The organism is Nocardia barduliensis (assembly GCF_013315795.1).
Classification (GTDB): domain Bacteria; phylum Actinomycetota; class Actinomycetes; order Mycobacteriales; family Mycobacteriaceae; genus Nocardia; species Nocardia barduliensis.
The window spans coordinates 1-2,416 of the sequence record NZ_JABLTE010000239.1; the positions used below are offsets into that span (position 1 = coordinate 1).

The following is a 2,416-nucleotide window of genomic DNA, read 5'->3' on the forward strand; positions in this document are numbered from 1 at the left end:
ACGCCTCCCGCGCCGTTCCTTGAACACCCCAGCACGAACGGAGAAAGCTCATGTACCGCAACCGCACTCGATCCGCCCGCCGCACCGCACACGCGGCACTGTGCGCGGCCATCACCGCGACCACCGTGACGACCGGTGTCGCCGCCGCAGAACCCGCACCGGGGCGGACCGGGACCCAATGCCCGCGCTGGACCGTGCTGCTGGTACCGGGCACCTACGAGACAGCCCCCACCACCACCGGCCAGACCACGCCCCGGATCCTCACCCAGCTCGGGGAATCGCTCACCGCCCGCTACGGCACCGACATCGAGGTCCGAACACTCACCGCAACGACCACAGGTGCCGGGTCCGCGAGCGGAGGGGAACTCACCGCGGCGATCTCGGAGCTGTGCTCGGACACGCGAGTCGTTTTGGCCGGCTACGGCCAGGGCGCCGAGGTCACCGGCGACCTCGCTACCACCATCGGCAACAACAAGGGCCCGATCCCGCCCTCCTGAGTCGTGGCCGTCGCACTCGTCTCCGACCCGCGCCGCGACGCAGCCACCACCCAGCTCGGCACCCCGGTCTCCGGGCAGGGCGTCACCGGGCCGCGTGCGCAGAGCTTCGGCGAGCTGACCGACCGGGCCCGAACGCTGTGCCTCGAGGGCGACAGCTACTGCTCGACCACCGCCGAGTCGTCTCCGGTCCTCGCCGCGGTGAGCCGCACGCTGGCCGCCACCGCCTCGGCCGCCTCCACCACGGCCCCGACCAGCACCGCCTCGCCCACCACCACAACGAGACTTCCCGCCACCACGACGAGCACACCAACCACCAGCATCGGCGCGGCCTCCACCGGGCAGATCAGCGCATCCCAGGCCCTCGCCCAGGTCGTCACCGTCCTGGACGGCCTCGCCAGCTTCACCGCGAATGTGCCCGCGATCGCGGCCGACCTCGCACAGCTACCCGGACTGATCACCGCCGCCGACGTGCGGGGCCTGCACCGCGTCTCGGGGGACCTGAACAACCAGTTCGCCCCGCTGGTCGAGCTGGCCAATGGGCTCGACCTGCGGCTGGTAGCGCGGGCTTTGGCGTTGGCCGCGCCGCTGGACACCACCGGTGTCGCGACGATCGCCGCCGAGATCGTCGGTATCCTGGCCGGACTCGACATCTCCCGCATCGCCACCGACGTCGGCCGCGCTCAGGAGATCGCCTGGACCGCTATGGAATCCCTCGCCGGTGGTGACCCGGTGGCGGCGGTGCTGGCGCTGACCGGGCTGGCACCGGTCGCCGCCGATCTCGTCTCGGCCACCGCCGCCGCGTTCACCGGCCAGCAGTTCCCCACCCTGACCAACACCTACACCGCCACCACCGCCGAGGCGGGCACAGGGGGCAGCGCCACCGGCACGGGCACCGCCGTTCCGGCCGCCCAGGATGGCCACACGGCCACGTTCGACGCCACCGGCTACGACAGCGCCGCGCCGATGCTGACCGACTGGATCGAACAGGCCATCGACCGCACCAGATAACCCGCGCGTGCTGCGCGGCGCATAGGAAAACGGCCGGTGGTGCCGAGCGGAATGCTCGGCACCACCGGCCGTTTCAGCGGGTAGCCGGGTCAGGAGATGAGCGGCGGCACCGCGCGCGGGGTGAACGCGGGTGGGGCCCCCTTGTCGCGGAACCGCCACGACGGCAACGGTGCGGGCGCGGCGTCGATCTGCTCATCGCCGCTGTCGCCGCCGCCGTCGTCGCTGGCGGTGCCCTGGTCGATCAGCTCGTTCAGGGTGGCCACGACCACCTCACGAGCGGCGGTGTCGAGGTCGCGGTACAAGGTGCCGGTCAGCGGGCCGGTCATGATCCGCACCGCGCCGGTGTGCGGGAAGAACTCGCCATCAGTCGTCACCTTCTCGTAGCGCAACGCGATCGGCACCCACGGCACCAGCGACACCAGCACCGGCATTTCCAGCTCCCGCACGGCCCTGTCGGCGATGGCGATCCACAGCTCGAGGCTGTCGGGGGCGTGGCTGGAATCGGCGTATACCTGGTACAAAGCCGAGGCCAGGACCTTGGGGGTTGGGGTGGAGTACATAGTCGAACACCTTTCTCAGAGGTTAGATTGAGAGGGCGGTGTCGGACTCCCCGGAGATACGCGCTCCGGGGATTCCGGCATCGCCCGTTGTCAGGACGCGAGGGTGAACTTCTTTGGGGCCGCGCTGGTCTGACGCGCGGTCCCGTGCTTCGTCAGGGTGACCAGGGCGTTGTGGACCGCGCCGCTGGACCGGGCCAGGGCTTTGCCGATCTGGTGTGGGGTGAACTCCTTTCCGGGGTTTTCGCGCAAGTGGTCCTCTACCTGCCCCCGCAGCCCACCGGCGGGCAGGCGTTCCACCGTCGACTCCGGGTCCGCCGCAGCACCGTCGTCGGCCGCCGCCGGGGCTGTCTC

3 protein-coding genes and 1 pseudogene are annotated in these 2,416 nt (G+C 70.9%); 2 read left to right on the top strand and 2 right to left on the bottom strand.

Features of this window, described 5'->3' with window-relative positions; genetic code table 11:
- Nucleotides 1-50 precede the first annotated feature (50 nt).
- Together HOV91_RS38875 and HOV91_RS38880 are read left to right on the top strand one after the other, a co-directional pair.
- Nucleotides 51-497, top strand: coding sequence for a cutinase family protein (locus tag HOV91_RS38875; RefSeq protein WP_174190156.1), 447 nt, complete (start codon nt 51-53; stop codon nt 495-497).
- 3 nt (nt 498-500) lie between these two features.
- A complete protein-coding gene (locus HOV91_RS38880; RefSeq protein WP_174190157.1) occupies nt 501-1,505 on the top strand; it encodes a hypothetical protein in 1,005 nt (334 codons plus the stop codon).
- An 89-nt stretch (nt 1,506-1,594) separates the two neighbouring features.
- Here HOV91_RS38880 and HOV91_RS38885 read toward each other — a convergent pair whose 3' ends face one another.
- Together HOV91_RS38885 and HOV91_RS38890 are read right to left on the bottom strand one after the other, a co-directional pair.
- On the bottom strand, nt 1,595-2,065 hold the full coding sequence (locus tag HOV91_RS38885; protein ID WP_174190158.1) for a hypothetical protein: 471 nt from the start codon (nt 2,063-2,065) through the stop codon (nt 1,595-1,597).
- A 90-nt stretch (nt 2,066-2,155) separates the two neighbouring features.
- Nucleotides 2,156-2,416, bottom strand: a pseudogene (locus HOV91_RS38890) (AAA family ATPase); the annotation flags it as partial.